Source organism: Rahnella laticis (assembly GCF_015644585.1).
Classification (GTDB): Bacteria; Pseudomonadota; Gammaproteobacteria; order Enterobacterales; family Enterobacteriaceae; genus Rahnella; species Rahnella laticis.
In genome coordinates this window covers 355,262-381,857 of sequence record NZ_JADOBI010000004.1, presented here as the reverse complement: position 1 = coordinate 381,857, position 26,596 = coordinate 355,262, and the positions used below count along the sequence as shown (strand labels likewise).

Here is a 26,596-nt window from a genome sequence, read left to right as displayed (position 1 = left end):
GGAGTAAGTAAAGATGCAAAAGTTAGCTGAGTTGTATCGCGGCAAGGCGAAAACCGTCTACACCACCGAAAACCCGGACCTGCTGGTACTGGAGTTCCGTAACGATACGTCAGCACTGGATGGTCAGCGTATTGAGCAGTTCGACCGTAAAGGCATGGTTAACAACAAATTTAACCATTTCATCATGGCTAAGCTGGAAGAAGCGGGTATCCCAACGCAAATGGAACGCCTGTTGTCTGACACCGAAGTGCTGGTGAAAAAACTGGATATGGTCCCGGTTGAATGCGTTATCCGTAACCGTGCTGCTGGTTCGCTGGTAAAACGTCTGGGCATTGAAGAAGGTCTGGAACTGAACCCGCCGTTGTTCGATCTGTTCCTGAAAAACGACGCAATGCACGACCCGATGGTCAATGAGTCTTACTGCAAGACCTTTGGCTGGGTAAACGAGGAAAACCTCGCGCGCATGAAAGAGCTGAGCTACAAAGCGAACGACGTTCTGAGCAAACTGTTTGACGATGCCGGTCTGATCCTGGTCGATTTCAAACTGGAGTTCGGTCTGTTCAACGGTGAAGTGGTGCTGGGTGATGAATTCTCCCCGGACGGTAGCCGCCTGTGGGATAAAGAAACCCTGAACAAGATGGACAAAGACCGTTACCGCCAGAGCCTCGGTGGCCTGATTGAAGCGTACGAAGAAGTTGCGCATCGCATCGGTGTAAAACTGGATTAAGCGAACGCTATTTTTTTAGCGGGGCTGCGCAATCGTTTACGCGGTGCAGCCCGGTGTTCAACGGGTGATGAAAATCATCACCCGCTCTTTTCTTTACGTTTTATTTTCCCTTTTCCTCACTGTTTTATTTCATTTAAATATTCCTCGCCTAAAATTACGTCCCTTCGCAGATGGTATTAATCGTGTGCGCTGGCTAGTCTTTAAAAAAACAGTCTGGAGGTGGGGTATGCGTTGGCAAGGGCGTCGCGAAAGCGACAATGTAGAAGACAGACGCGGAGAAGGATCTAACGGCGGGCCGGGAATGGGCGGTGGCGGAATGCGCCTGCCTATCCGTGGCAAAAGCGGCATCGTGATTATTATCGTCGTGCTGGTGGCCGGTTATTACGGCATCGACCTGACGCCGCTGATTGACGGCGGTCAGTCCGGCGACATACAGCGTCAGACGCAATCGCAATCCATCAGCCCGAAAGATGACGAGCAGGCGAAATTCACGTCCGTGATCCTCGCGTCAACAGAAGACACCTGGAAAGAAATTTTCCAGAAAGAGGGGATGACTTACCGCGAGCCGAAACTGGTGATGTACCGCGGCTCAACCCGAACCGGATGTGGCACCGGTCAGTCGGTCATGGGGCCGTTTTATTGCCCGGCGGACAGCACGGTTTACATCGATCTGTCTTTCTATCAGGATTTGCAGAATAAGCTCGGCGCGGGCGGCGATTTTGCGCAGGGTTATGTGGTTGCGCACGAAGTCGGCCATCATGTGCAAAACCTTCTGGGCACCGAGCGCAAAGTTCGTCAGATGCAGCAGGGCGCTTCGCAAACCGTGGTGAATCAGCTTTCCGTAAAAATGGAACTTCAGGCCGACTGTTACGCCGGTGTCTGGGGCCACGCGATGCAGCAGCAAAACGTACTGGAAGAAGGCGATTTAAAAGAAGCGCTGGATGCCGCGCAGGCGATCGGCGATGACCGTTTGCAACAGCAAAGTCAGGGGCGCGTCGTGCCTGACAGCTTTACGCACGGCACGTCTCAGCAGCGCTACACTTGGTTTAAACGCGGGTTTGACACCGGTAATCCTGACCAGTGCAACACCTTCGCCAGCCGCTGATTAAGTGAGAATAAGCTCTGGTCTGCCAGTAAAAACTGTTCAATAATCAATGTCCGACTTTGAGAGGCTCACTGGGCCTCTCTTTCATCTGCATGTTGAACCGCTGGGAACGCCATGGCTTTTCTCGATCCAACCCTTTTAATTCTGCTCGTTTTTGCCGGTCTCGGAATTATCAGTCACAACAGTGCCGTCACTATCGCAATGTTTTTTCTCCTGACGGTGCGCATTACACCGCTCAATAATTTCTTTCCGTGGATTGAAAAATACGGCCTCACCATCGGCATTATTATTTTAACCATTGGGGTGATGGCACCGATTGCCAGCGGCAAAATCAGCGCCAGTACCGTGGTTCACTCTTTCTTCCACTGGAAATCCATTCTGGCGATCCTGGTGGGCGTACTGGTGTCATGGCTGGGCGGACGCGGTTTGACGCTGATGGGCAGTCAGCCGCATCTGGTGGCGGGTCTGCTGGTCGGGACGGTGCTGGGCGTGGCGATGTTTAAAGGTGTTCCGGTCGGGCCGCTGATTGCGGCAGGTCTGCTGTCGATGCTGGTGGGAAAAACCTGAGCGGTAACCCATGGATATTGCGCTAAAAAATACCCTGCAACAGCAGATGCTTGAACAAGGCGTTCGCCGTCTGCTGGTTTTCAGCGGCGAGGCCGCGTGGTGTGCCGCACAGGCGGAGCAGTTCGTGCAAGGTCAACCTGGCGACTGGGTGTGGGTCGGCGGGAATTCCCCGGCAGGCGCGCAGTCTGTGACTTTTTCTGCGGTACACACGTTGCTGGGACAGGAAAAACTGCACGGCATATTCGACGCGCGAACCGGGCTGAATGCCGACGCGCTGGCGGTGTTTTCCGGCATTCTGAAAGCGGGAAGCTGGCTGATTTTACTGGTGCCGGAATGGGATGAGTGGCCGCAGCGTCCTGATGCCGACACTCTGCGCTGGGGCGAACAGCCGCAGGCGATCCCGGCCCCGCGTTTTATCCAACGTTTTCAGACTTTATTGCTTAACCATCCTGAAATTTGTGTTTGTCGCCAGAACGCGCCTTTAGCCATTTCACCTTTATCACCCGCCGTTGCGTGGACACCGCCCGACGGCCAACCAACGCCTCAGCAGCATCTGATTTTACAACGGCTGATGAACGCGGACTCCGGCGTCTGGGTGCTGACGGCACCGCGCGGCCGCGGCAAATCAACGCTGGCCGGCATGCTCGCCAGCCGCTGGCAAGGCACCTGCCGGATAACCGCGCCGGGTAAAGCGTCCGCAAATCAAATCCTCAGCCATCTCCCGGAATCGGCCTGTTTTATCGCACCGGATGCCTTGCTCGCATTATGTGACGCCGGGCCGGTGACGGACGCCGACTGGCTGATAATCGATGAAGCGGCTGCGATCCCCGCACCCATGCTCCTGGCGCTGATCGCGTCGTTTCCCCGCGTTTTACTTTCCACCACGGTTCAGGGCTATGAAGGCACCGGCCGCGGTTTTCTGCTGAAATTCTGCGCCTCGCTGCCGCACTGGCATGATTTGCGTCTGACTGAACCGGTCCGCTGGTCCGCACGCGATCTGCTGGAGCCGTTCATCAGCGAGTTGTTGCTGTTTTCGGAAGAAATTCCCGCCGGAGATGCCACGACAGGAACGTCCGAAATATTCTCCATCGATGCCGGCGACTGGCTGCGTGAACCTGCGCTTTTACAACAGTTTTACGGTTTACTGACCAGCGCGCACTACCGCACCTCGCCGCTGGATTTACGCCGCCTGCTCGATGCACCGGGCATGATTTTCAGTGCCGCGCGGCAGAAAAACACGCTGACCGGTGCGCTGTGGCTGGTGGAAGAGGGCGGGCTGAGTGCGGAACTGGCGCATGAAGTCTGGGCCGGAAGGCGGCGTCCGCGCGGGAATCTGGTCGCACAATCTCTTGCCGCGCACGCCGGTTTCCCGCAGGCGGCGGTTTTACGCTCGCGCCGCATCAGCCGAATTGCTGTTCATCCGGCGTTCCGGCGTCAGGGAATTGCCCGTGAGTTGCTGATGCAGCAAAAACATAGCGCACAGCAGCAGGGGCTGGATTTTATGTCGGTCAGTTTCGGGTATACCGATGAACTCGCCGCATTGTGGCAGCAGGCCGGTTTTCGTCTGGTGCGCGTGAGTACGCAGAAAGAGGCCAGCAGCGGATGTTACGCCGCGATGGCGTTGTTACCGTTAAGTCATGCCGGAAAGGCGCTGACGGATGCCGCAGAGTCGCAGCTCAACCGCGACTGGCGCTGGCTGGCACCGGAGATTGACTGCCAGCTGCCGCTCCCGTTAACGGGTGATTTATCATCAGATGAAGCCGACTGGCGCGAACTGGCCGGATTCGCGTTTGCGCACCGGCCGCTGGAAAGCAGTTTACCGGCGCTGAACCGCCTTTTACTGCAACTTTCCCTGCCGCTGGTCGGACTGCGCGCTTACCTGCAACAGGGGAAAAGTATCGCCGACATTGTGCAGATGCTGCGGCTGAATGGCCGGAAAGACCTGCTGGTCCGCTGGCGTCAGGAAACGGCGCAGGCGCTGAAAGCCACAGATGCGGCGGCGTGTGAGATTTGGCGTCAGCGGGCAATTTCCCCTCGCACTGGCGATTAAATCAACGGTTTTATTGCAAAAAATGGAAAGACTCGTTCAATAAAACCCGATTTCACTGACCGGCGGGCGGCGTATAGTAAGGCCATTAACATACAACGGGAGAAATTCATGAGCTCAGAACAGATTATTGTCCAGCAACCGGAAGAAAGAGCTAACCAGCTGATTTTACTGTTTCATGGCGTGGGCGATAACCCGATTTCCATGGGCGAGATCGGCAAGTTTTTTGCGCTTTCTTTTCCACAGGCGCAGGTTATCAGCGTCGGCAGCCCGGACATCTGTGATTTTGGCCGTGGTTTCCAGTGGTTTTCCGTGCAGGGCGTGACTGAGCAAAACCGTCAGCCGCGTGTCGATGCGGCGATGCCCGCATTCGTCGAAATTGTCCGCGACTGGCAGCAGAAAACCGGCGTGCCGCCGGAACATACCACGCTGATTGGTTTCTCTCAGGGGACCATCATGGCGCTGGAATCCACCAAAGTGGAAGAACATCTGGCTTCGCGCATTGTGGCTTTCAGCGGACGTTTCTCCGTCCTGCCGGAAAAACCGATTTCCGCCGGTACGGTGGTGCACTTTATTCACGGTGAACAGGATCCGGTGATTAATCCGTTCCAGTCAAAAAGTGCCGCTGAGCGCCTCAAATCATTAGGCTGCGATTGCACCCTGAATCTTCAGCCGGGCATGGGCCACGGGCTGGATTCACACATGATCAATACCGCGATTGCGCATTTGAAAAACTACGAACCGAAGTCTCATCAGCACTGATTTTTACCTGTAAAAAAGCCCCCGCCTGTTGATCAGCCGGGGGCTTTTTTATTGAAATCACAGAGGCTTATTTGCGGTTATGGCGCAGGAAGTCATCCATGAAGTTGGTCAGTTTCTCTGCCGCTGGCAGTGAAAGCGCGTTGTAGATTGAGGCACGGATCCCGCCAATGGCGCGGTGACCCGCCAGACCTGAGAAACCGGCTTCATGGCTTTCTGCCAGGAATTTTTGCTCCAGCGTCTCATCCGGCAATTTAAACGCCACGTTCATCTGTGAACGGTCTTCCTTACTGCTCCAGCCTTTGTAAAAACCGTCGCTGTTATCAAGCATCGCGTACAGCAATTCGGCTTTGTGGCGGTTGGTCTGGGCCATATTTTCCAGGCCACCTACGTCGTTGAGCAGCCAGCGGGTGACCAGCAGAACCACGTAAATCGCAAAGACCGGCGGCGTATTCAGGTTGGAATGGGATTCAACCTGACGGCGGTAGTTGAGGAAGGTCGGCAGTTCGTCGGAAGATGCTTTCACTACAGTGTCATGCACCAGCACGATAGTCACACCGGCCGGGCCGATGTTTTTCTGGGCGTGAGCGTAAATCACCGAGAATTTATTGGCATCGCACGGTTTTGACAGGAAATCAGAGGACATATCGCAGACGCGCGGCACATCGTCGCGGCCCACAACGCGCTGGAATTGCAGCCCTTCCACGGTTTCGTTCGAAACGTAATGCAGATACGGTGCGTCCGGTGAAAAGTCCAGTTCGTCATCAGTTGGCAGACGGTTAAAACCACAGGACTCACCGCTCCACAGCACTTTTACCGGGCCTTCGCGACGCGCTTCGGTCACCACCTTGCTGCTCCAGTAGCCGGTATCAAGATACTCAGCCGCATGTTTCTGGCCGCGAAGTAACGTCATCGGCACCATGGAAAACTGCTGCGTGGCGCCGCCTTGCAAAAACAGAATATGGAAATCCTCAGACAAGCCGAGCAGGGTACGGATGTTGTTTTCCGTTTCTTCGACGACGGCAGCGAACCAGTCTGAGCGGTGGCTGATCCCGAGGATCGACAGACCAACCTCCGGCACTTCTTTGATGGCGGCCTCGACCTGCGCCAGAACCGTTTCCGGCAATGCGCCGGGGCCACCAGAGAAATTCAGGGCGTTACGTGAAATCATGTTTATTCTTGTCCTGTTAGCGCATCAGCGGAAGTGTCGGCGTGCGCAAAGGCACGGGATAACAGCAACTCGCGGCATGCTGTTTTAACTTTATTCATATGGATTTGTTTGTGCGGGAACATGACTTCCAGATCCATGGCGTGAACCACCATTGCCGGGTCAATTTCAAAGACCAGCAACGAGCCGTCGGGCGCTTCGCTGCAATCAATCCCGACATAATCGAGTTGAGTTGTGTCATAAATGGCCTTCAGCGCGGCCTGGTGGCGCGCGGCGAATTCGTGGAAATTCGTCAGGAAAGCCGCTTCTTCTTCACGTTTTTTGTGATCTTCATACATCGCCGCGTTGACGTAATGCACCATCCAGTGCGACGAAATAGCCATATGGCAGGCGTAAGGTTTACCGTCGATCAGCGATATGCGGTACTTACGGAACTGGCCGTCCGCATTGCTGTAATCAATGAATTTCGACAGGAAATAATCTTCAACGCCAACGCGCACAAGGTAACCTGCCAGTTCGTCCTGCCGGGTGATTTTCTCCAGACCGTGGCCGCCGTGCGAACCCGCCGGGCGCAGGATCACCGGGAAATCACTGCCCGGTAATGCATCGCTCAGCGTCATTTGCCCGCTTGCGACCGCAGAAAGCAGCCCATGCGTCACCGGATACGCCTGCGCGATGGTGAGCCCCGGTTTGTTTTGTAAAACGCGGCTGGCGATGTGGCGTTCTGAATTCGGAATGCACTCGGGAGCGTTGATCACCGGCACCGGCCACTGGCGGGTCACGGTTTCCAGTTGTTGCAACAGGAACAGATTTTCGGTGGTCGCGCTGATGCCAATCATCAGCAAATCATGTTCAGGAATGGGCGCTTCAAACGGTGCTTCCGGCGTGATGTAGTAATAAATCAGGTCGATGTCGCTGTTTTCCAGCAGACAGTCGAGGGGCACGTTGGCGGACAGCGTGCCGGGCACCATCAGCATCAGTAAACGCAGTTTTGCCGATTTTTGCGCCGCGCGGAGGGTGTAAACCTGCTGCATCGCCAGCGCCTGATTCTGGATAGTCAGCCCCAGATCGGTGCGTTGCAGGCACAGCATCACCGTGGAAAGGTTCATCCACAAAATGGCATCATCAGGATTTTGCTGCGCACGCGTGACCAGTTCCTGCGCGATCGCGGTGCACTCGTCACCGGCTATGCTCATGCGTAAAAATGGAGCAAGCCCCAGAAATTGCGTGGCGTCGAACGTCGCCTGCTCTGGTGTCGGGGTTGTTAAAGTTGGCAAAGGACTCGTCTCTCCGTACGTCAGTTTCACGTCACATGATACTGGCCGGGGAGAGAGTCAATCGGCGGAGAATCGCTACATAATCCGCCGACTAATATTGATTAGGTTTTTCAGCCGTGCTGACCGGTGTTACTTTTTCTTTGGCCAGTCATCGTCTTTATCCCACTCGGCATTGTTGTCGCGATGCGGTGGAAGTTCAGGTTTATCTTTCAGGTATTTCTTCACGTCCACACGGCGTAACTCTTTCATCCCGCTGATAAACATGCCGATCAGAATGATCAGAACGATCCACCAGTAATCTTTAATCCACTCCATGGCGTGCTCCTTAATTTATGTAGGGTTTAGGGCGATAAAACGTGGAAAAATTGTCGCTATCTCACTGATGACCCAGTCAGAGCCGGCGATATCCTGGCCCTGCCACGCGCTGATAAGCACCTCCGGCGTCAGCTGTGATTCGCACTGCTGTGCCAGAGGACGATAACTCAGGTGCCAGGGTTCAACGGCAACGCCGCCACGATCCTGCGCAAAAGGCCGGTAAAAGCCAAACGCTTCCATGTGCGCCGACATCCAGAGGTTCAGCCGATGAAAATAGCCGTTTTCCTCGTATTCCCACGGCTCCAGTTGCAGCGTCCGGCCTTCCGGCAGCAGAGACGGATCGTAAACATCCAGATCGCTGCCCCAGTGATGGCGGCTTGCGCCCGGCAGTGCCGACCAGCGCAGGATCAGTTCACAACGTTCAGCGGCAGACAACGTGCTGATGTCCACCGGCTGGCTGTTCTTATCTAATACTGGTCGCTCGCCGCGAAATTTGCCATTCCAGATGGCCCGCTGGCGACTGAAATCTCGAAAAGTACTGGCGGGCTGCAAATTAAACCCGGCCTGCGCCGCTGCTTTTTGCATTTCTGCAAAGGCACCGGCGGCGGCTTTTTGTAACCGGTGCGGGCCTTCGCCCAATGTGACCAGATGCGCGTCTGAGCGACCGGTCAGCATTTCGTGGCTGATCATGCGACTAGCTGTTCCATGATGCGCTGATACATACGGCTGAGAACCTGCAAATCGGCGGCATGTACGCATTCGTTGATTTTGTGGATGGTGGCATTCACCGGCCCCAGTTCAACCACCTGAGCACCCATCAGCGCGATGAAACGCCCGTCGGAGGTTCCGCCGGTGGTTTGCAGCTCTGGCGTGATTTCGCTGTAGTGGCGAACGGCATTCACGACGGCGTCAACCAGTTCACCGCGCGACGTCAGGAACGGCTGGCCGGACACCACCCAGTTCAGGGTGTACTGAAGATTGTGGCGATCCAGCAGTTCAGCGACGCGCTGCTTAATGATGGCATCGGTCAGTTCCGTGCTGAAGCGGAAGTTAAACTGCACATACAGCTCGCCGGGGATCACGTTATTGCTGCCGGTACCGGCATTGATATTGGCGATTTGCATGCTGGTCGGCGGGAAGAATTCGTTGCCGTTATCCCAGACCGTCGCGACCAGTTCGTTGAGCGCAGGCATTGCGCGGTGTACCGGATTATCGGCCAGATGCGGATAGGCAACGTGCCCCTGAACGCCATGCACGTGCAGGTTAGCGGTCATCGAGCCGCGACGGCCATTTTTCACAATATCGCCCACGCGGGTGGTGCTGGACGGCTCGCCGACCAGACAAAAATCCAGGCGCTCTTTGCGTTCCATCAGGGCGTTAACCACTTTGACGGTGCCGTTCACGGCGCTGGCTTCTTCATCGGAAGTGATCAGAAACGCCAGACGGCCTTTGTGATTCGGGGTTGCTGCCACAAAACGTTCAGCCGCGACCACCATCGCCGCCAGCGAACCTTTCATATCGGCAGCGCCACGGCCATACAGCATGCCATCGCGCAGGGTCGGCTCGAACGGGCCGGTCACCCACAGATTGTGATCGCCGGTCGGTACGACGTCAGTGTGCCCGGCAAATGCCAGGGTTTTGCCTTCACCGCGCGTCGCCCAAAAATTGAGGGTATCGCCAAAATTCATTGGCTCAATATGAAAACCAATGGCCTGCAGGCGGGCAATCATAATTTCCTGGCAGCCTGCATCGTCCGGGCTGAGGGAAGGGCGGCGGATTAACTGCTGGGCTAAATCGAGAACCGGACAACTCATGTTACTTCACCTGTGCGAGAAATTGCTGATAGCTTTCTGGTTTGAATCCCAGCAGAGACTGGCCATCTGGCGCCAGTAAGAAAGGGCGTTTGATCACAGCCGGATGTTCAAGCATCACGGCTTTGGCGCTGGCTTCGTTATCACAGGCCGTGCGCGTGGATTCATCCAGCTTGCGCCAGGTGGTGCCGCGCGTGTTGAGCATCGCTTCCCAACCCTGTTTGCTGATGAGGTTTTGCAGCAGCGCGTCGTCCAGGCCTTCAACCCGATAATCGTGGAACTGGCATTCAACGCCATTTTCTTCCAGCCAGCGGCGGGCTTTTTTGACGGTATCGCAATTTTTAATGCCGTAAAGAATAAACGTGGTTTGAGCAGACGTCGTTGCCATAAAAAAACATAACCTGTGAGTAATAAAGGAACTTTTGACCAGCGCAAAAAGCGGGACACGAATAATTCACATAATGAGGCAAAACGCGGGCAGGATCCAGACGGGGCGGGATTGTGATCGCGATTAAACAATCGCGAATGAATTTTTGCGTGTACAAAAAATAGACGTATAATGACGCCGTCCAATCAAGGGGAGTAAAATGTTAGAGCAAGAATTAGGTCACTGGAAAGACTTTATCGACCGTATGTTGAAAGCGTAATTGCCCACAATACCAGCGACAAAGCAAAGAGAAGATTTATTCACCGTGTCAGCGCGTCATAATAAAAACGTTTGTTCAGGAAGACCATTACGTCCATTAAGCGACGATTTACACCAGCCAATAAATCATTAATAAAAAAGGCGTTAATTCACATTAACGCCTTTTTTGTGCCTGTTATTTGTGTTCGTGCGGCGCGGTGGCGACGATATCCGAGATGACCGGTTCACCGGTTTTCCCCGGGAAGCGGCGGCGGACCAGCACAAAGAACAGCGGAACGAAGAAGATTGCCAGAACGGTAGCAGAAATCATCCCGCCGATAACCCCGGTGCCGACTGCGTGCTGACTCGCAGAACCCGCGCCGGTGCTGGTCGCCATCGGCAAAACCCCGAAGATAAACGCCAGCGACGTCATCAGAATAGGGCGCAGACGCATCCTTGAGGCTTCGAGCGTGGCTTCCACCAGCGCTTTGCCTTTGTGGTTAAGGTCATTGGCAAACTCGACGATCAGAATGGCGTTTTTGGCCGACAAACCGATGATGGTTAACATCCCGACCTGGAAGTACACGTCGTTTTCCAGCCCGCGCAGCCACGTTGCAATCACCGCACCGATTACGCCTAACGGCACCACCAGCATGACCGAGAACGGAATCGACCAGCTTTCATAAAGCGCCGCCAGACACAGGAATACGACCAGCAGGGAGATGGCGTACAGCGCCGGAGCCTGTGCACCGGAAAGGCGCTCCTGATACGAAAGCCCCGTCCATTCGAGGCCGAATCCGGCAGGCAGTTTCGCCACCAGTTTCTCCATCTCATCCATCGCCGTACCGCTGCTGACGCCCGTTGCAGCTTCACCGACAATTTCTACCGCAGAATAACCGTTGTAACGCTCCAGACGCGGCGAACCGGTCTGCCAGTGCGACGTGGTGAATGCGGAGAACGGCACCATCGTTCCGCTGGAATTGCGTACGTACCATTTATTCACGTCGTCCGGCAGCATACGGAACGGCGCGGCGGCCTGAACATAAACTTTCTTCACACGTCCGCGATCAACGAAGTCATTTACGTACGTGGAACCCCAGGCGGTGCTCAGCGTGCTGTTGATATCCGCAACGGAAACCCCCAGTGCCTGCGCTTTTACCTGATCGATGTCGATCTGCAACTGCGGGCTGTCGTCCAGACCGTTATGACGAACGCGGCTCAGCGAGCTGTCTTTGCTGGTCATTTCCAGAAGCTGATCGCGCGCGGCCATCAGTGCGTCATGACCATTCCCGGCGTGATCCTGTAATTCCATATCGAAACCGGCAGACGTCCCCAGTCCGTTGATGGCCGGTGGTCCGCTGGCGATAACGCGTGCCTCGCGGATGTGACGGAATTCTTTGGTCGCGCGGTCAATAATGTCGAAGACAGAGTTATGGCCGGAGGTGCGTTTGTCCCAGTCCGTCAGGCTGATAAACAGTCGGGCAACGTTCTGACCGTTACCGCCCGGGCCTGCGCCCAGCGTGGAGAACACGGAAACCACATCATTCTTCTCTTGCGTCAGGAAGTAGTGCTCGATTTTTTCGACCACTTTTTGCGTCTGTTGCAGCGTTGAACCCGGCGGCAGCTGAACCTGAACGGTCAGTACGCCCTGATCTTCCTGCGGCAGGAATGACGTCGGCAGCTTCACAAACAGGAACGCCAGAATGCCGAGGATCAGCAGATAACCCAGCATATAACGCACGCTGTGACGGAGAATACTGCCAACGCCGCGTTCATAACGGTGCGCATTCTTATCGAACGTGCGGTTAAACCAGCCGAAGAAACCGGTTTTGCCGTGGTGATGGCCCTTGGCAATCGGCTTGAGAATGGTTGAACACAGCGCCGGTGTGAGGGTCAGCGCGACAAAGACGGAAAGCACCATCGCGGCAACAATCGTGATGGAGAATTGACGGTAGATCGCCCCGGTTGTACCGCCAAAAAACGCCATCGGGATAAATACAGCCGACAGCACCATGGTAATACCCACCAGCGCACTCTGAATTTGCCCCATCGATTTTCGCGTTGCGTCTCTGGGGCTAAGCCCTTCCTCGCTCATCACGCGCTCGACGTTTTCGACTACCACGATGGCGTCATCGACCAGCAGCCCGATGGCGAGCACCATCGCGAACATCGTCAGGGTGTTGATGGTGTAACCGAACTGATGCAGCACCACGAACGTCCCCAGCAAAACCACCGGGACGGCAATGGTCGGGATCAGCGTGGCGCGGATATTTTGCAGGAACAGGTACATCACGAGGAACACCAGCACGATCGCTTCGAACAGCGTTTTCACCACGTCGGTGATCGCTGCTTTGACGAATGGCGTGGTTTCATAGGCGATGCGGGTTTCGAGCCCGTGCGGGAAGTATTTTTCCAGTTCCGTCAGACGTGCGCGAACCAGCTTGTCGGTTTGCAGTTCGTTGGCGCCGGACGCCAGCTGCACGCCCATACCGGATGCGGCCTGGCCGTTATAGCGGCTGAGAATACTGTAGTCTTCGGCACCCAGACCGACGGTTGAGACATCGCCGAGTCTGACCTGCGAACCGTCCTGATTCACTTTCAGGGTGATATCGCGAAACTGTTGCGGCGTTTGCAGCTGCGACTGTGCGTTAACCGTTGCGTTGAGCGCCTGTAAATCAACCGACGGCGCGCCGCCGAGCTGTCCGACTGCCACCTGACTGTTCTGGTTTTCAATCGCCGTCACCACATCGCTGGTGGTCAACTGATAGTTAGTCAGCTTGTTCGGATCGAGCCAGATACGCATCGCATATTGCGAGCCATAAGCGGTAATGCTGCCGACGCCGTCGATACGGCTTAACGGATCCTGAATATTGGAGGCCACATAGTCGGCGATATCCTGCTTATCCATGCTGCCGTCGGTGGACACGAATGCGACGGTCATCAGGTTGGTATCACCGGTTTTTGAGACAGTGACCCCCTGTGTTTGCACCGCCTGCGGCAATCGTTTCATCGCCTGTTGCAGCTGGTTTTGTACCTGCTGCAAGGCTTCATTCGGGTCGGTTCCGGCCACAAAACTCAGGGTAATCTGTGATTTGCCGTTGCTGCTGCTCTGAGAAGACATGTACATCAGGTTGTCTAACCCGGTCATGTTCTGCTCGATGATTTGTGTCACCGTGTTTTCTAACGTCTGAGCTGATGCGCCCGGATAAGTGGCGGTTATACGCACATTTGGCGGAGCCAGATCGGGGTACTGTTCAACGGGCAAAGAATAGATAGCCAGTGCGCCGGACAAGGAAATGATGATCGCTAAAACCCAGGCAAAGATCGGGCGATCGATAAAAAAGTTAGCCATGCGTCAAGAACCTCGTTGTCACTCTGGCGTGAGTGACTAACATCAGCAAACAAACAGAGCGTCAGTAATCTGACAAAAAAATCCCCTGAAAAGGTTTTCTCAGAGGCAGTACCGTCCGGAAAGGACTGAGCGAGTGTTAGGGTGTCGTTCTACGTCAATGCACTTTACCTTCTCATTCCCGATAAAACGTGGAGAAATAAAGGAGATAATGTAAAAAAGCCTCCCCGCACACAGGGTTATGTCTCACACGTATTCGCTGAAACAGTCTACGCTTTGGCTATCTTCTTTTTATGACAATACGCAGGGGTCGTCCAGATGAGTTTGACTTTGAATTCGGTGTTTGCGCGCCGTCTCTATCTTTGCTGGTTGCTCGATAATGAACAAAAACCGAATGTGCCTAAGCTAATGGAGATTACCGGCTGGCCGCGCCGCACTTTACAGGACGTACTGAAAGCGTTACCGGGTATGGGTATCGAACTGGAGTTTGTGCAGCAGGGCGTGCGCAACAACGACGGCTACTATCAGATTTCCGGCTGGGGACCGCTGGATCCTCAATGGATTGCCCGACATCGCGGGCAACTTCTCGACGCAATTGAGCACGGCTGACGCTGGCAGGGGCGTACTAATGCGGCTATGATACGCGGCTTCTCTCACCACTTCTGAGCGGAGGCACGCTAAATGTCATCTCATGGCAGGTCATCTAAAATCGAAAACGTACAGACCGAGTTACTTTCTGATAACTGGTATGTTCTTCGAAAATTCACCTACGACTTAATCAAACGCAACGGTGAACGTCAGCCGCAATCCCGTGAAGTGTATGACCGGGGAAACGGTGCGACCATTCTGCTTTATAACCGGCCAAAGAAAACCGTTCTGCTGATCAATCAGTTCCGTATGCCAACCTATGTCAACGGTAACCCGACCGGCATGTTGCTGGAAACCTGCGCAGGTTTGCTGGACGACGATTCGCCGGAAGACTGCATCCGTAAAGAAGCGATTGAAGAAACCGGTTTTGCCGTCGGGCACGTCGAGAAACTCTTCGAATGCTACATGTCACCGGGCAGTGTGACGGAAATCGTTCACTTTTTTGCCGCAGAATATGATGAATCGCAGCGGGCGAATGCTGGCGGTGGCGTGGAAGATGAAGATATTGACGTGCTGGAAGTGCCGTTCACCGAAGCGCTGGCGATGATCAAAGATGGCCGCATCAAAGACGGTAAAACGATTATGTTGCTGCAATACGCGCAGTTGCAGGGCTGGCTGGCGTAAAAGTTTTAATCCCGAAAAGGCATTGTTATCTTAAAAGTCAAAGGCACCCGCAGGTGCCTTTGTTGTTTTAGTGTTCCAGACTGATGGCGGTGCTCCCTGCGTGGCCTTTCAGCGCTGACCACGGCAAGACTGACCATTCCGGGCTTTCGCACGAACGTTGTACGCGGGCGAACGTCGGATCAAAATACAGGCCCTTCGGTGTGAAATACCACGCCGGGAACTGCCAGACGGACGGATCCGAATAATCGCAGTCGTCGTCACTATCGTCGGTCGGCTTCTTCATCTGTTCCGGATGCGCCGCTGTAAGCTGTTTCACCAGCCACGGTGCCCATTTTTTATCGCGGTACGCGGCGAAGGTATCGAAATCCACGTCATTTTTGCCCGGTGAGGCGCGATCTTCCGCATTAAGATAATGGAACGGCGTGCCGTCACCGACCCACACGATATCTTCCAGCGTCAGTGTATCCGCCGTTTGGGCGTTCATATTGACCGGCGCTTCGCCGAAATCAGGATGCGCACCGCCGCAATCATAGGACGTGAACAGACTGACGCTGACGACTTCCGGGCTCATGAATTCCGGCGTAACCGTCTGCTGATATTCGCCCTGACCAAACCGGCTGGCGCCGAGCATACACGCATGCCAACCGCTGACTTCCTGCCATAAACGGGTGCGCAGTTTCTGGTTCATCGCCTGCAAACTGGCATCCGGATAACCGGACACAATCTCAAAAAGCGTGATTTTCGACTGAGGCTCAACCCACCATTGCAGCTGATAACCCATGAAGTTCTCGCTTTTACCGGCCTTCAGCTGCAATTCAGATAACCGCAGATACTCGTAAGGATCGGTATGAATCAGCGAACCGAGGTAGCTGTCGTCGGTAGCCGCCGCCGGAAGTTGCGCAGGTTTTAGCGTCACCGGCAGCGTTTTGCCCTGCGGGTTGGTCCAGTTGCCTTGCAAGCCACCGTTTTCATCTTTGGTCAGGGTAAATTCAGGACGTGGCGTATCGTCAAAATCGTCCAGCCCTTCCTGAAGTTTGAGTTCCTGCCCGTCCAGCGCGCCGTTGAGTGGCAAATCCAGATGGTACTTCTGATAAAAGTAACGGCCCGTCACTTCGTCAGGTTTATTCATGTCCAGCTCAACCACTATGCTGGTTTTTCCCAGTGTGCCGGTGTACACCACCGGCGGCTCTTCCGCCCACGCGGACAGAGAGAACAACGTTATCAGCCAAATCCATAACTTCATCTGAATCTCCCGGAGAAATGAACATCATCCTTTCGCCATTTTTTTTCGTTATTGGCGGAGTCAGTGTACTGAAAGTTTCGTTACGTCACCATTACGTGATTTCGTAAGTGGTGAAAAATAAATGCCTGCAAAAAAATAAATCCGGCAAAGTATCTCTTTCTTATTTCGAATAAAAAATGCTGCATTGTTGGCAGAGTCTTGGCGGCGGTTACGCTATTATCAAAAAAGATAATTTCGAACAGAGCAGAAACTCATAATGAGCAGATGGATTACCGCCCCTTTATGCCTGCTGGCCGGAATGCTGGCTTTCAGCGCGCAGGCCGAGCCAACGCAGGCAATTTATAACGACTGGCAGGTCAGCTGCGATAATCTCAATCACTGCGTCGCCCGAAATTCTCAGGACGGGCAGGAGCTGGTGATGAAAATTACCCGCGAAGCCGGGCCGGAAGGTAAATCGACTGTCAGCATTGATTACCAGCGCAACAGCGATGAACGGTCTGCTGAAGCGCCAATCGCCAGCCGTTTGCAGATGAATGGCAAAACGCTGAGCTTTAATCATCGCGAATGGGATGTCAGCAAAAAACACCTTTCTACCGGTAACCGTCTGGTGGTAAATGATTTTATTGCCGCTATCCGTGAAGGCAGCAGCATTCAGCTGGCCGGTAAAGCCGATACCGCGCAGCCGGTCAGGCCGGTTATTTCACTCAAAGGGCTGAAGGCCGCTTTGCTGGCAATCGATGCACAGCAGGGACGCGTTGGCACGAAAACTGCCTGGGCGAACCGCGGAACGAAGCCGGTCAATACCGTTCCGCCGATCCCGGCAACGCCAGTTCTGCCGCGTTTCAGCGAACCTCATGCGCTTTCTGAAACTGAGATTTCGGCGATTACGCAGAATGCCGCGACGACCATTGAGAACAACGATTGCAGCCTCGACCCGTCGGAGCGCGAAGTGCATATCTTTGCACTCAGCAACGAGAAAGCGCTGATGACGGTGAATTGCGATATGGGCGCGTATAACCTTTACGCGCTGGGATTCCTGGTTTCGCGTCAGTCACCGTATAAAATGGACGATCTGGCGCTGAGCATGCCGTTCAAACTGGGCGAAGACGACCAGTCTCCGGAACTCATCAATGCTGATTTTGATCCGAAAACAGGATTGCTGACGACCTACGACAAAGGCCGTGGCGTCGGAGATTGCGGCGTCTCTTCCCGCTGGATATTTGATGGCAAAGCATTCCGCCTGGCCGCGTTTGCGTCAGAGCCAAGCTGTGACGGCTACAGCAGCGGCGGGGAATGGCCGGTGTTGTGGGTCACACAGGCTCCGTAACCTGGTCTTTGCCCTAAATCAGACATAAAAAAAAGCCCTGTCAGCGTGAAGCTTGCAGGGCATTTTTTTGAAGCCGGATTGGGACAGAAGATTAAACTGACGCCTTCACCACGACTTTATTGCTGGCGAACTCAACGTTCTGGTCAGCAACGATTTTGCAGCGTTTACGGGTTTCGACTTTACCGTTGACCTTAACCTGGCCTTCAGCAATCACCGCTTTAGCGGTACCGCCACTGTCACACCAGCCCATAAATTTGAGCAGGTCGCACAGTTCAACGTGCGGATGTTTTTCGAGAAAAAAAGTTTCCATGTATTCCTGACTTTTTGTGTAGTGCTAATTGTTTAAGACTTATTGGCGCTGATGTCGTGATATTCCTCGCAAGCCTGCAAGGTATTCTGGATCAGCGTCGCGACCGTCATCGGGCCAACACCGCCCGGCACCGGTGTGATAAAGGAAGCACGCTCAGCGGCGGCATCATATTCCACATCGCCGACAACTTTACCACTTTCCAGACGGTTTATACCGACATCAATGACAATCGCGCCCGGTTTAATCCATTCGCCCGGAATAAAACCCGGTTTGCCGACGGCAACCACCACCAGATCGGCGTTTTCGACGTGATGGCGCAGGTTTTTAGTGAAGCGGTGCGTGACCGTCGTGGTGCAGCCCGCCAGCAGTAATTCCATACTCATCGGACGGCCAACAATATTGGATGCGCCGATCACCACGGCGTTCAGCCCGAAAGTATCAACGCCATAACGTTCGAGCAGGGTCACGATACCGCGTGGCGTACAAGGGCGCAGCGTTGGCGCGCGCTGGCACAGACGACCTACGTTGTACGGATGGAACCCGTCGACGTCTTTGTCAGGATGAATACGCTCGAGCACCTTGATGTTATCAATGCCCGCAGGCAGCGGAAGCTGAACCAGAATACCGTCGATTTCGTTGTCGTTATTCAGCTGATCGATAAGGCCAAGCAGTTCGCCTTCGGTGGTCGTCGCCGGTAAATCGTAAGAGCGGGAAATAAACCCGACTTCTTCGCAAGAACGGCGCTTGCTGGCGACATAAATCTGCGATGCCGGATTTTCACCGACCAGCACGACAGCCAGCCCGGGAGCACGTTTCCCTTCCGCCAGTCGTTGTTTAACACGCGCCGCAACTTCGTTTCTGACTTGCTGCGCAATCGTTTTACCGTCAATAATCTTTGCTGCCATCAGGGAATAAATCCATCAATTAAAAAATGCAGGGGGATGCGCCTATTTTGTCAGAAGCGGCGGGCGCTGTCAGGCGTTGAATGCGAATAACTTGTTATCGGCGGGTGAGAATTTAACCTGAGACAGTGGCGAAAAAAGTGTCTATTTTAGAGGTGACTCTTTTTAAATCATGAGGAAAGGAATAAATGACACGTAAAGTGGGAATCATCGGTGCCGGGCACGTGGGCGCTGACGTCGCGTTTTCATTGGTCACACAGGGCCTGTGCGACATCATTGTTCTGCTGGATGAAAATGAAAAGAAGGCTGCGAGCCAGTCGCTCGAACTGCGCGATATGGCTTCACTGACTGCTTCGCGCGTTCAGGTCATCGCAAATGATTACAGCGAATTGCATGACGCCGACGTGCTGGTCATCGCCGTCGGCCCTAAAACGCTGTTACGCGAAGACCGTTTAGAAGAGCTGGCCGAAACCCGTGCGGCAGTCCGTGAAGTCATTCCCCGTGTCATCGCCAGCGGTTTTGGCGGCGTTATTATCAATATCACCAACCCGTGTGACGTGATCACCCAGATTATTCAGCAAACCAGCGGCCTGCCGGACTCGCAGGTATTCGGCACCGGCACGTCTCTGGATACCGCACGGATGAAACGCGTCGTCGGCGAGTTTTTCGGTTTTGACCCGAAAAGCGTCACGGGCTACGTGATGGGCGAACACGGTGAATCGCAGTTTGTCGCCTGGAGCACCGTCACGCTCGGCGGACGTCCGGTCGCTGAACTTGCAGGCGATCGCGATGTTGACTGGGCAAAAATGGACGACGCCGTTCGCGGCGGCGGCTGGGAAATCCTGCAAGGGAAGGGCTGGACCAGCTTTGGTATTGCGACCGCGACGGCGCGTCTGGTGGATGCCGTGCTATCCAATGCGCAGAGCGTATACCCGGTTTCCGCGTGGGATGAAGAACTTAGCGTGTATATCGGGCAACCAGCGGTGATCGGCAAAAACGGTATCGTACAAACTTTGCAACCGGAACTGACCGCCTACGAAGGCGTGGCGTACCACGCCTCCGCGCGCGTTATAACCGCTGCACTGAAATCTGAGCACGAAAAATAACCACCGCTGATGACATCGTCTTATCAGGCATACCGGGAATAACGGCTAATTGTTCAGGCATTAAGCAGAGAGTTCAAAAGCCATTGACTCAACCCGGTCTGCCCGTATAATCCGAACCCGCAACGCTCCAAATTTGGGACAAGCAATGCGCCCTTAGCTCAGTTGGATAGAGCAACGGCCTTCTAAGCCGTAGGTCACAGGTTCGAGCCCTGTAGGGCGTACCATCCTTACTTGTTTTAACGTCTTCAAAAATCCGCTAAACAATTTCCCCTATGGTACCAATACAATCTTGCCGCTGAAGCTTCGGGTTTCCAGCAGGCGGTGCGCATCTGCGCCGGATGATAATGCAAACTGAGTGACCGGCGGAAGAACGACGCTGCCTTCTTTAATCAGGGCAAAAAGCCGGTCTGCGCGGCGCTGACGCTCTTCGGCAGAGGTCAGATACGTCCAGAGATCGGCACCCAGTATGCCGTGAGAGCTGAGCTGGAGGCGGGACGGATCGAATTCAGCAAGCGCGCCGCCGGACATACCGAACAGCACTACGCGGCCGCCGTCTTTCAGAGAATCCAGACTTTGGGTAAGCGTTGTTCCTACGGAGTCGAATACCACATCGCAACCCGCGCTCTGCCACAAGCGTACCCGCTCAGGCCAGGTGTCATAATTTGCAGCAGCATCTGCACGAAGCTCCAGACACGCTTTCTGCTTTTCCTGGTTCGATGCCACAGCAAAGGTGTGGATGCCCTGATGTTTTAACATCTGAAGCAGTAAACGCCCGACGCCACCCGCGGCGGCCAGTACGGCGACGTGCATTCCGGCCCGCAAAGGCAGTACATCGTGAAGCAGATAATCGGCGGTCAGGCCTTGCAGCAAAACAGCAGCAGCATCGGTTTCGGACAGCCATTCCGGTAAGCGGATTGCGTGGTCGACCGGCACGCGGATATGGCTGGCATGCGCAAGCGGAACATCAGCAAAACCAACGCGATCACCAGTTTTCCAGCCTGTTACATTTTCCCCGACCGCAATGACCCGGCCAGCCCCTTCATAACCTGCGATATACGGTGAGGTCCCGGCCAGCGGATAACGGCCCTGACGGCGGTAAATATCAGCAAAATTCAGCCCGGCTGCGGAGACCGCGACCAGTAATTCTCCTGAAGACGGAACGGGATCCGCCGCCTCATGCAGATGTAATACATCGGCCGAACCCGGATTTTCAAAAACCAGTGCTTTCATTGCCTTTCCTTAACTCAATCTTTGTGAATATCGCGGCGATTATCGTGAAGCGGGCGCAGGAGATAAACAGAGGTCTGCTTTATTTATTCGATAATAAAAATTTATAATGGCTCACTTTACCTTCACAGAGCAGAGCAATGGATTACTTAAAGTGTGTCGAATCGTTCATCACCGCGACAGAATCCGGTAGTTTTACGGCCGCCGCCGATAAACTGGGTATCACGCCTGCAATGGTCGGTAAGCACATCCAGATGCTGGAGACGCGCACGGGCTGCGTGCTGATTAACCGGACCACCCGGCGTCAGGGGCTGACGGAAGCTGGGCACCGTTTTTATCTTTACGGAGTGCAGATCCTCGCAACGATAGAAGATGCCGATTCTCTGGCGCGTCATCTTAACGAACAGGTCACTGGCATGCTGCGCATCAGCGCGCCGGTTGCGTTTGGCCAGCGCATTCTCACGCCAATATTGTCGAAATTTCTGCAACACTATCCCGCCGTCAACGCCGATCTGGTTCTGAGCGACCGCCGGGTGGATATGATTGAAGAGCGTTTTCAGATAGCGATACGCATTGGTAATCTTCAGGACGAAGGTTATGTCGCCGTTCCTTTGCCGCCTTATGAGATGGTGCTGGCAGCCTCACCGTTGTATCTGGACACTCACGGAACACCGGTAACGCCCACTGATTTAGCCCGACATAATTGTGTCAGTTTCAGCCAGTGGCGCTCTGCTCACCGCTGGCAACTTCTGGGGCCGGAAGGGCAGGTTGATGTCGATATCGTCCCGCGCCTTACCGTGGATTCCGGTGAAGCTATCCGTCAGGCCGCGTTATCTGGCCTGGGCGTCGTTATGCATTCCTGCGTCACGCTGCAAGATGATATCGACGCCGGACGGCTGAACCGCGTATTACCTGATTACGCGCCGGTATCCAGACCAATGCATTTACTCCGTTTGCCCATAAGGCCCGCCGCTACCGTGGTTTCATCTTTCTTTGAATATTTTATGCAGGAATTAGTCCCGCAGCGGGGAGTGCCTGCTGGTGATGGTCACATCATCGGATAAGTTATCTTTTTCTTCACTTTCCCCAGTTTGTCGCTGGCCTTCTCCGACAGCTCAAACAGAACCGGCAGGATATGCGCTGAGGCTTTCAGGTAGGCGCTGACCTGCAAAATGCCTTCGGGCGGCAACAATTCTCCGTTCTCCAGCCCTTCACTCAGGCACAGCAAACCCTGACACAAACCTTCGGCGGATTCGGACGCCAGGGCGCTCAGGTCGTAAAGCTGCCCCTCGTTAAAATTCCCCAGATCCAGCCCGGCAACCAGCGAGCGAAAAACGGTGACTGAGTTTTGCTGAAATGCTGTGCCGCTTTCGAAATTCATCATGATGTTTATCCCGCGTCAGTAAAATTGAAGCAGCTTTCCGGGCCGCCTTTAATCGCGTTGACTCTATTCCTGACCGGAAAATAAAGAAATAGCCTGTATGTATTTACAGTATTTTTAATTCAAATCTGGAAAGTGCCTCGCAAATCATGAGGGTTCGGCTGACATGTTTTCTTGCTGTGATTGCTGTGATTGCTGGGGGCTGGTGATCTTGATCACAAAAAATCCGGCGCAGCACGATTGTTTATATATGTACCCGTCCTGCTCTCACTGCCGGGTTGAGTTGTGCTTATCGTGAAGATCGGATTTATTTTTTTCTGATGTCCGTCGCTGTATTTCCTTCTATCCGGAGAAAAAAATGTCGTCATCTGATGTAGCAAAACTGACTGAAAACCCGCTGAAAAATACCAAAGTGATGAACCTCTTTGTGTCTTTTGCGGCGGCAATGGCCGGGCTGTTGTTCGGCCTTGATATCGGTGTGATTTCGGGGGCGCTTCCCTTTATTACTGACCATTTCGTCCTTACCAGCCGGCAGCAGGAATGGGTCGTCAGCATTATGATGCTCGGTGCGGCGTTCGGGGCGCTTGCCAATGGCTGGCTCTCTTTCCGGCTGGGGCGCAAATACAGCCTGATGGCCGCAGCATTATTGTTTGTTTTCGGTTCGCTTGGCTCAGCGTTTGCTTCGAGTGTTGAAATTCTGATGGTTTCTCGTCTGATCCTCGGATTTGCAGTTGGCATCGCCTCTTATACTGCGCCTCTGTATCTCTCTGAAATGGCATCAGAAACTATCCGCGGCAAAATGATCGCGATGTATCAGCTGATGGTAACTCTCGGTATTTTGCTGGCCTTTTTGTCTGATACGGCGTTCAGCGCAAGCGGCGACTGGCGCGCCATGCTGGGGGTTCTGGCGATCCCTGCATTAGTTCTGATGCTCGCGGTCTGCTTTTTACCCAACAGCCCGCGCTGGCTTGCGGCGAAAGGGCAACATATTGAAGCAGAACGTGTGCTGCGGATGTTGCGCGATACTTCTGAAAAGGCCCGTCAGGAACTGAATGAAATTCGTGAAAGTTTGAAGCTAAAACAGGGCGGCTGGAATTTATTTAAGACCAACAGCAATGTGCGTCGGGCGGTGTATCTCGGCATGTTATTGCAGGCCATGCAGCAATTTACCGGCATGAATATCATCATGTATTACGCGCCGAAAATTTTTAATCTGGCCGGATTTACCAGCACGCGGGAACAGATGATTGCCACGATTATTGTCGGCCTGACGTTTGTTTTGGCGACTTTTATTGCCATCGGCATGGTTGATAAAGCGGGGCGTAAACCTGCGCTGAAAATAGGTTTCAGCGTGATAGCGCTCGGGACGCTGGTGCTGGGATACTGCCTTCAGCAGTTTAATCACGGAACGGCGGGAGCCGGGCTTTCCTGGCTGTCGGTGGGGATGACGATGATGTGTATCGCCGGGTACGCCATGAGTGCTGCGCCGGTGGTGTGGATCCTTTGTTCTGAAATTCAGCCCCTCAAAAGCCGCGACTTTGGGATCACCTGCTCAACGACCACCAACTGGATTTCCAACATGATTATCGGTGCGACGTTCCTGACGCTGATGGACAATATTGGCGCCGCCGGAACATTCTGGCTTTACACCGCGCTGAATCTCGCGTTTGTTGTGATTACTTTTATTCTCATTCCTGAAACGAAAAACGTAACGCTTGAACAGATTGAAAGAAATCTGATGGCAGGGAAAAAACTGCGGGATATCGGGCAGTAAGCCGGTTATAAATTTTTGAATAGGGAGAAGATTATGTCTGCGCTGACATGCATGGTTAACGGTCTGGATTATCCGATTAATGATGAGGAACTTATTGAAATCCGCTACAAGACCCGGGACAAGGTGGATGAGTTTAATGCACTCGGTGCGCGCCAGGTGGCTGAGAAAGACAGCCTGATCAGAAAAATATTCGGTCAGGTTGGGAACAACGTTCATTTTGAAAAAGGCATGCGCATCGATTACGGTATTAATACGACGATCGGGGACAACGTTTTTATCAATTTCAATTTTGTCCTGCTCGATTGCGCGCCGGTGTGTATTGGGAATAACGTTTTTATCGGGCCGGACGTGCAAATTTATACCGCCCAACATCCGCTGGATATTGATTTACGCAGGGAACATATCGGGAGCGCGCAGCCGGTCACAATCGGGGATGATGTCTGGATTGGCGGAGGGTGCATCGTTCTGCCGGGCGTCACTATCGGAGCGGGAAGTACAATTGGTGCTGGCAGCGTGGTGACTCGTTCTATTCCACAGGGCGTTATTGCCTGTGGTAATCCGTGCCGGGTAGTTCGTCGGGTAGATTAATTGTGTTAAAGAAATTCCTAAGTCAAATTTAAGTGTTAAAAACATAAAAAAGCCCGCTCCAGGCGGGCCGCAAATGCGAAAAATACAATATTTCTTAAAGTCCGCAAAGGATGAATGAAATTCTAATAAAAATCAATAAATTATCAATTTTTCTAATATTGCATCAGCCGTACCTTGTGTTTTATTTATGAATCCCGCTCATAACTCCTTTCATATTTTGTCATCTAGTCGTTTAAACGGAATGTCTGTACCTTTTATCAGAACGAGCAAACGGAGAATAAAATGTCTGACAAAATGAGAATTACCAAAAGCGGTTCTGTTCCTTCGCAGAATGGCCCGGAAAGCTATTTTACCGGCAAAGTGCGCATCGATGCGCCGTTCAGCGGTACTGAATCTGCGCGTGTTGGCGGCGCAACCGTGACGTTTGAACCGGGCGCGCGCACGGCATGGCACACGCATCCGCTGGGCCAGACGCTGATCATCACTCACGGCCGTGGGTGGTTGCAGGAAGAGGGCGGTGAAATTCGCGAAATGAATGTCGGCGATATCGTGTGGATCCCTGAAGGGGTTAAACACTGGCACGGTGCGACGCCGGAAAATGCAATGACCCACATTGCGATTGCCGAATCTCTTAACGGCAGCCCGGTTGAGTGGCTGGAAAAAGTGACAGACGCTCAGTATCAGAAGTGATTTTTAGGCATCTGAAATGAACGCGATCCTGTCCGGTTGTGCCGGACGGGATTTCTGCGTTTTTTCATCCGCGCGGATTTTTGCGGGGTTTAGTCATGGAATTACTCAGCTCATAAAGCCGGTTCATGGTCTGAAGCGGGACTTTTGGTGAAGAGGCGGCCAGCGCCAGCACCAGAATTTCAAGGCAAATGACAGACGTGCCGTGGACGGGGATTTTTTCCGCATCTGCGCTGCGAGGAATAAACACCACGCAGTCCGCTTCTTTGATAAAAACGGATTCGGCCGAGCCGGTCAGTAAAATAGTTGAAATCCCCAGGCGTTTGGCTTCTGCCAGCGTTGTGACACCTTCCCGATGGGCGCTGCGTTGCGCCATCATAATCAGCACATCGCCCGGACGCATGCCGATCAGTTGCTCACTCAGCGACGCGCCGGTGCGGTTAAGCACATATGCGGGCGTCCCGTTACGGTTGAACAGACGGGCGGTATATTCCGCCAGCAGCGAGGAAGCCCCGATGCCAAAAATGGCTATCCGGTCGGCGGCCTGCAACAACGCGTTGGCACGCGAAAGCGCCAGCCGGTTCTTCTCCTCCGACAGCATCTGGCAGGTATAAAGGTAGCCCTCGAGCACGAAATCAATGCTGGAATTGGTATCCGGCGTCAGGGAACTCACCGTTGTTGCCATCTTTGCCGACGACGTCAGCGTCTCCCCGAGATAACTGGCCAGCACATTTTTCAGATCGCGCAGGCCGGAAAATCCCAGCGCCTGAATGGCACGCACGACCGTAGCATCCGAGCTTTGGGTATCTGCTGCGATTTCCATGGCGGTTTTATCCAGCACTGCGCCCCGGTGAGTATGAATATACTGCGCGACGGCAAACAGGCTCGGTGATAACTGGTTTTTACGCAGGCGGAAACGTTCGCCGTAGAGATCCGGGCCGGAGCGGTTGGGTTTAGTCTTCAGGTTTTTCACAGTTACGCCTGTTCATTCACATTGCTGCCATTTTTTACAGTGTACTTCGGGAGCGC

Annotated in this window: 26 protein-coding genes and 1 tRNA gene; 14 read left to right on the top strand and 13 right to left on the bottom strand. The window is 53.9% G+C overall.

What is annotated here, in order from left to right; translation table 11 throughout:
- Positions 1–13 precede the first annotated feature (13 nt).
- From purC to ypfH, 5 genes are all read left to right on the top strand, one after another.
- The gene (gene purC / locus IV433_RS11285; protein WP_015698209.1) at positions 14–727 is read left to right on the top strand and encodes a phosphoribosylaminoimidazolesuccinocarboxamide synthase; all 714 of its coding nucleotides are present in this window, start codon (positions 14–16) and stop codon (positions 725–727) included.
- A gap of 226 nt (positions 728–953) precedes the next feature.
- Complete coding sequence (gene ypfJ, locus IV433_RS11280) at positions 954–1,832, top strand: KPN_02809 family neutral zinc metallopeptidase (RefSeq protein WP_195814254.1); 879 nt, start codon at positions 954–956, stop codon at positions 1,830–1,832.
- Between the two features lie 114 nt (positions 1,833–1,946).
- Positions 1,947–2,399 (top strand): DUF441 domain-containing protein, encoded by a 453-nt coding sequence (locus tag IV433_RS11275; RefSeq protein WP_101075569.1) that lies wholly within the window; start codon positions 1,947–1,949, stop codon positions 2,397–2,399.
- A 10-nt stretch (positions 2,400–2,409) separates the two neighbouring features.
- On the top strand, positions 2,410–4,449 hold the full coding sequence (locus IV433_RS11270; RefSeq protein ID WP_195814253.1) for a tRNA(Met) cytidine acetyltransferase TmcA: 2,040 nt from the start codon (positions 2,410–2,412) through the stop codon (positions 4,447–4,449).
- 108 nt (positions 4,450–4,557) lie between these two features.
- Entirely contained in the window at positions 4,558–5,208 is a 651-nt protein-coding gene (gene ypfH, locus IV433_RS11265; protein WP_152327947.1) for an esterase, read from the top strand.
- A 67-nt stretch (positions 5,209–5,275) separates the two neighbouring features.
- On the opposite strand, the gene IV433_RS11260 is transcribed toward ypfH, so the two are convergent.
- The 7 genes from IV433_RS11260 to acrD form a co-directional block, all read right to left on the bottom strand.
- Positions 5,276–6,376 carry a phosphoserine transaminase gene (locus tag IV433_RS11260; RefSeq protein ID WP_195814252.1) on the bottom strand — a complete coding sequence of 367 codons (1,101 nt, stop codon included), beginning with the start codon at positions 6,374–6,376 and terminating at the stop codon, positions 5,276–5,278.
- Between the two features lie 2 nt (positions 6,377–6,378).
- Complete coding sequence (locus IV433_RS11255) at positions 6,379–7,650, bottom strand: ATP-grasp domain-containing protein (RefSeq protein WP_195814251.1); 1,272 nt, start codon at positions 7,648–7,650, stop codon at positions 6,379–6,381.
- A 129-nt stretch (positions 7,651–7,779) separates the two neighbouring features.
- Positions 7,780–7,965: a YpfN family protein gene (locus IV433_RS11250; protein WP_152327950.1), complete on the bottom strand. Its 186-nt coding sequence runs from the start codon at positions 7,963–7,965 to the stop codon at positions 7,780–7,782.
- A gap of 15 nt (positions 7,966–7,980) precedes the next feature.
- Positions 7,981–8,655, bottom strand: a complete 675-nt coding sequence (locus IV433_RS11245; protein ID WP_195814250.1) for a M15 family metallopeptidase — start codon at positions 8,653–8,655, stop codon at positions 7,981–7,983.
- Entirely contained in the window at positions 8,652–9,779 is a 1,128-nt protein-coding gene (dapE, locus tag IV433_RS11240) for a succinyl-diaminopimelate desuccinylase (protein ID WP_195814249.1), read from the bottom strand. The genes IV433_RS11245 and dapE overlap by 4 nt, the downstream gene beginning before the upstream one ends.
- Position 9,780: 1 nt before the next feature.
- Positions 9,781–10,164, bottom strand: a complete 384-nt coding sequence (locus IV433_RS11235) for an ArsC family reductase (protein ID WP_195814248.1) — start codon at positions 10,162–10,164, stop codon at positions 9,781–9,783.
- Positions 10,165–10,597: 433 nt separating this feature from the next.
- Positions 10,598–13,753 (bottom strand): multidrug efflux RND transporter permease AcrD, encoded by a 3,156-nt coding sequence (gene acrD / locus IV433_RS11230; RefSeq protein ID WP_195814247.1) that lies wholly within the window; start codon positions 13,751–13,753, stop codon positions 10,598–10,600.
- A gap of 315 nt (positions 13,754–14,068) precedes the next feature.
- Here acrD and IV433_RS11225 point away from each other — a divergent pair, with 315 nt between their 5' ends.
- Both IV433_RS11225 and nudK read left to right on the top strand, forming a co-directional pair.
- Positions 14,069–14,359 carry a winged helix-turn-helix domain-containing protein gene (locus IV433_RS11225; protein WP_195814246.1) on the top strand — a complete coding sequence of 97 codons (291 nt, stop codon included), beginning with the start codon at positions 14,069–14,071 and terminating at the stop codon, positions 14,357–14,359.
- Positions 14,360–14,431: 72 nt separating this feature from the next.
- A complete protein-coding gene (nudK, locus tag IV433_RS11220) occupies positions 14,432–15,022 on the top strand; it encodes a GDP-mannose pyrophosphatase NudK (protein WP_195814245.1) in 591 nt (196 codons plus the stop codon).
- Positions 15,023–15,089: 67 nt separating this feature from the next.
- Here the strand turns inward: nudK and IV433_RS11215 are convergent, their stop codons facing one another.
- Entirely contained in the window at positions 15,090–16,265 is a 1,176-nt protein-coding gene (locus IV433_RS11215) for a hypothetical protein (RefSeq protein ID WP_195814244.1), read from the bottom strand.
- A 256-nt stretch (positions 16,266–16,521) separates the two neighbouring features.
- Between IV433_RS11215 and IV433_RS11210 the strand changes: the two genes are divergently transcribed.
- Positions 16,522–17,592 (top strand): DUF1176 domain-containing protein, encoded by a 1,071-nt coding sequence (locus IV433_RS11210; protein ID WP_195814243.1) that lies wholly within the window; start codon positions 16,522–16,524, stop codon positions 17,590–17,592.
- Positions 17,593–17,683: 91 nt separating this feature from the next.
- On the opposite strand, the gene ybcJ is transcribed toward IV433_RS11210, so the two are convergent.
- Both ybcJ and folD read right to left on the bottom strand, forming a co-directional pair.
- A complete protein-coding gene (gene ybcJ, locus IV433_RS11205; RefSeq protein ID WP_152327959.1) occupies positions 17,684–17,902 on the bottom strand; it encodes a ribosome-associated protein YbcJ in 219 nt (72 codons plus the stop codon).
- Between the two features lie 32 nt (positions 17,903–17,934).
- The gene (folD, locus tag IV433_RS11200) at positions 17,935–18,807 is read right to left on the bottom strand and encodes a bifunctional methylenetetrahydrofolate dehydrogenase/methenyltetrahydrofolate cyclohydrolase FolD (protein ID WP_195814242.1); all 873 of its coding nucleotides are present in this window, start codon (positions 18,805–18,807) and stop codon (positions 17,935–17,937) included.
- A 185-nt stretch (positions 18,808–18,992) separates the two neighbouring features.
- Here folD and IV433_RS11195 point away from each other — a divergent pair, with 185 nt between their 5' ends.
- A complete protein-coding gene (locus IV433_RS11195) occupies positions 18,993–19,910 on the top strand; it encodes an L-lactate dehydrogenase (protein WP_195814241.1) in 918 nt (305 codons plus the stop codon).
- A gap of 147 nt (positions 19,911–20,057) precedes the next feature.
- Positions 20,058–20,134: transfer RNA gene (locus IV433_RS11190), tRNA-Arg, on the top strand.
- Positions 20,135–20,180: 46 nt separating this feature from the next.
- Here IV433_RS11190 and IV433_RS11185 read toward each other — a convergent pair.
- Complete coding sequence (locus IV433_RS11185; protein ID WP_195814240.1) at positions 20,181–21,140, bottom strand: quinone oxidoreductase family protein; 960 nt, start codon at positions 21,138–21,140, stop codon at positions 20,181–20,183.
- 137 nt (positions 21,141–21,277) lie between these two features.
- On the opposite strand from IV433_RS11185, the gene IV433_RS11180 reads away from it, so the two are divergent.
- Positions 21,278–22,201, top strand: a complete 924-nt coding sequence (locus IV433_RS11180; RefSeq protein ID WP_195814239.1) for a LysR family transcriptional regulator — start codon at positions 21,278–21,280, stop codon at positions 22,199–22,201.
- Here the strand turns inward: IV433_RS11180 and IV433_RS11175 are convergent.
- Positions 22,186–22,521 carry a hypothetical protein gene (locus tag IV433_RS11175; protein ID WP_152326409.1) on the bottom strand — a complete coding sequence of 112 codons (336 nt, stop codon included), beginning with the start codon at positions 22,519–22,521 and terminating at the stop codon, positions 22,186–22,188. The two genes, IV433_RS11180 and IV433_RS11175, sit on opposite strands and share 16 nt — an antisense overlap.
- Before the next feature lie 331 nt (positions 22,522–22,852).
- Between IV433_RS11175 and IV433_RS11170 the strand changes: the two genes are divergently transcribed.
- The 3 genes from IV433_RS11170 to IV433_RS11160 all read left to right on the top strand — a co-directional run bounded on the left by IV433_RS11170 (position 22,853) and on the right by IV433_RS11160 (position 25,570).
- A complete protein-coding gene (locus tag IV433_RS11170; RefSeq protein WP_326838657.1) occupies positions 22,853–24,292 on the top strand; it encodes a sugar porter family MFS transporter in 1,440 nt (479 codons plus the stop codon).
- 33 nt (positions 24,293–24,325) lie between these two features.
- The gene (locus IV433_RS11165) at positions 24,326–24,880 is read left to right on the top strand and encodes a sugar O-acetyltransferase (RefSeq protein WP_195814237.1); all 555 of its coding nucleotides are present in this window, start codon (positions 24,326–24,328) and stop codon (positions 24,878–24,880) included.
- Between the two features lie 294 nt (positions 24,881–25,174).
- The gene (locus IV433_RS11160; protein WP_195814341.1) at positions 25,175–25,570 is read left to right on the top strand and encodes a (R)-mandelonitrile lyase; all 396 of its coding nucleotides are present in this window, start codon (positions 25,175–25,177) and stop codon (positions 25,568–25,570) included.
- Between the two features lie 64 nt (positions 25,571–25,634).
- Here the strand turns inward: IV433_RS11160 and IV433_RS11155 are convergent, their stop codons facing one another.
- Positions 25,635–26,540, bottom strand: coding sequence for a MurR/RpiR family transcriptional regulator (locus tag IV433_RS11155; RefSeq protein WP_326838653.1), 906 nt, complete (start codon positions 26,538–26,540; stop codon positions 25,635–25,637).
- Between the last annotated feature and the right edge of the window lie 56 nt (positions 26,541–26,596).

Bases quoted from the DNA above. Each gene is read 5' to 3' on its own strand.
- IV433_RS11270 (WP_195814253.1), top strand. From the start codon at position 2,410: ATGGATATTGCGCTAAAAAATACCCTGCAACAGCAGATGCTTGAACAA.
- IV433_RS11260 (WP_195814252.1), bottom strand. From the start codon at position 6,376: ATGATTTCACGTAACGCCCTGAATTTCTCTGGTGGCCCCGGCGCATTG.
- IV433_RS11210 (WP_195814243.1), top strand. From the start codon at position 16,522: ATGAGCAGATGGATTACCGCCCCTTTATGCCTGCTGGCCGGAATGCTG.
- IV433_RS11180 (WP_195814239.1), top strand. From the start codon at position 21,278: ATGGATTACTTAAAGTGTGTCGAATCGTTCATCACCGCGACAGAATCC.
- acrD (WP_195814247.1), bottom strand. From the start codon at position 13,753: ATGGCTAACTTTTTTATCGATCGCCCGATCTTTGCCTGGGTTTTAGCG.
- IV433_RS11195 (WP_195814241.1), top strand. From the start codon at position 18,993: ATGACACGTAAAGTGGGAATCATCGGTGCCGGGCACGTGGGCGCTGAC.
- ybcJ (WP_152327959.1), bottom strand. From the start codon at position 17,902: ATGGAAACTTTTTTTCTCGAAAAACATCCGCACGTTGAACTGTGCGAC.
- dapE (WP_195814249.1), bottom strand. From the start codon at position 9,779: ATGAGTTGTCCGGTTCTCGATTTAGCCCAGCAGTTAATCCGCCGCCCT.
- IV433_RS11175 (WP_152326409.1), bottom strand. From the start codon at position 22,521: ATGATGAATTTCGAAAGCGGCACAGCATTTCAGCAAAACTCAGTCACC.
- IV433_RS11235 (WP_195814248.1), bottom strand. From the start codon at position 10,164: ATGGCAACGACGTCTGCTCAAACCACGTTTATTCTTTACGGCATTAAA.
- IV433_RS11165 (WP_195814237.1), top strand. From the start codon at position 24,326: ATGTCTGCGCTGACATGCATGGTTAACGGTCTGGATTATCCGATTAAT.
- IV433_RS11185 (WP_195814240.1), bottom strand. From the start codon at position 21,140: ATGAAAGCACTGGTTTTTGAAAATCCGGGTTCGGCCGATGTATTACAT.
- IV433_RS11215 (WP_195814244.1), bottom strand. From the start codon at position 16,265: ATGAAGTTATGGATTTGGCTGATAACGTTGTTCTCTCTGTCCGCGTGG.
- IV433_RS11250 (WP_152327950.1), bottom strand. From the start codon at position 7,965: ATGGAGTGGATTAAAGATTACTGGTGGATCGTTCTGATCATTCTGATC.
- IV433_RS11225 (WP_195814246.1), top strand. From the start codon at position 14,069: ATGAGTTTGACTTTGAATTCGGTGTTTGCGCGCCGTCTCTATCTTTGC.
- nudK (WP_195814245.1), top strand. From the start codon at position 14,432: ATGTCATCTCATGGCAGGTCATCTAAAATCGAAAACGTACAGACCGAG.
- purC (WP_015698209.1), top strand. From the start codon at position 14: ATGCAAAAGTTAGCTGAGTTGTATCGCGGCAAGGCGAAAACCGTCTAC.
- folD (WP_195814242.1), bottom strand. From the start codon at position 18,807: ATGGCAGCAAAGATTATTGACGGTAAAACGATTGCGCAGCAAGTCAGA.
- IV433_RS11160 (WP_195814341.1), top strand. From the start codon at position 25,175: ATGAGAATTACCAAAAGCGGTTCTGTTCCTTCGCAGAATGGCCCGGAA.
- ypfJ (WP_195814254.1), top strand. From the start codon at position 954: ATGCGTTGGCAAGGGCGTCGCGAAAGCGACAATGTAGAAGACAGACGC.
- ypfH (WP_152327947.1), top strand. From the start codon at position 4,558: ATGAGCTCAGAACAGATTATTGTCCAGCAACCGGAAGAAAGAGCTAAC.
- IV433_RS11245 (WP_195814250.1), bottom strand. From the start codon at position 8,655: ATGATCAGCCACGAAATGCTGACCGGTCGCTCAGACGCGCATCTGGTC.
- IV433_RS11275 (WP_101075569.1), top strand. From the start codon at position 1,947: ATGGCTTTTCTCGATCCAACCCTTTTAATTCTGCTCGTTTTTGCCGGT.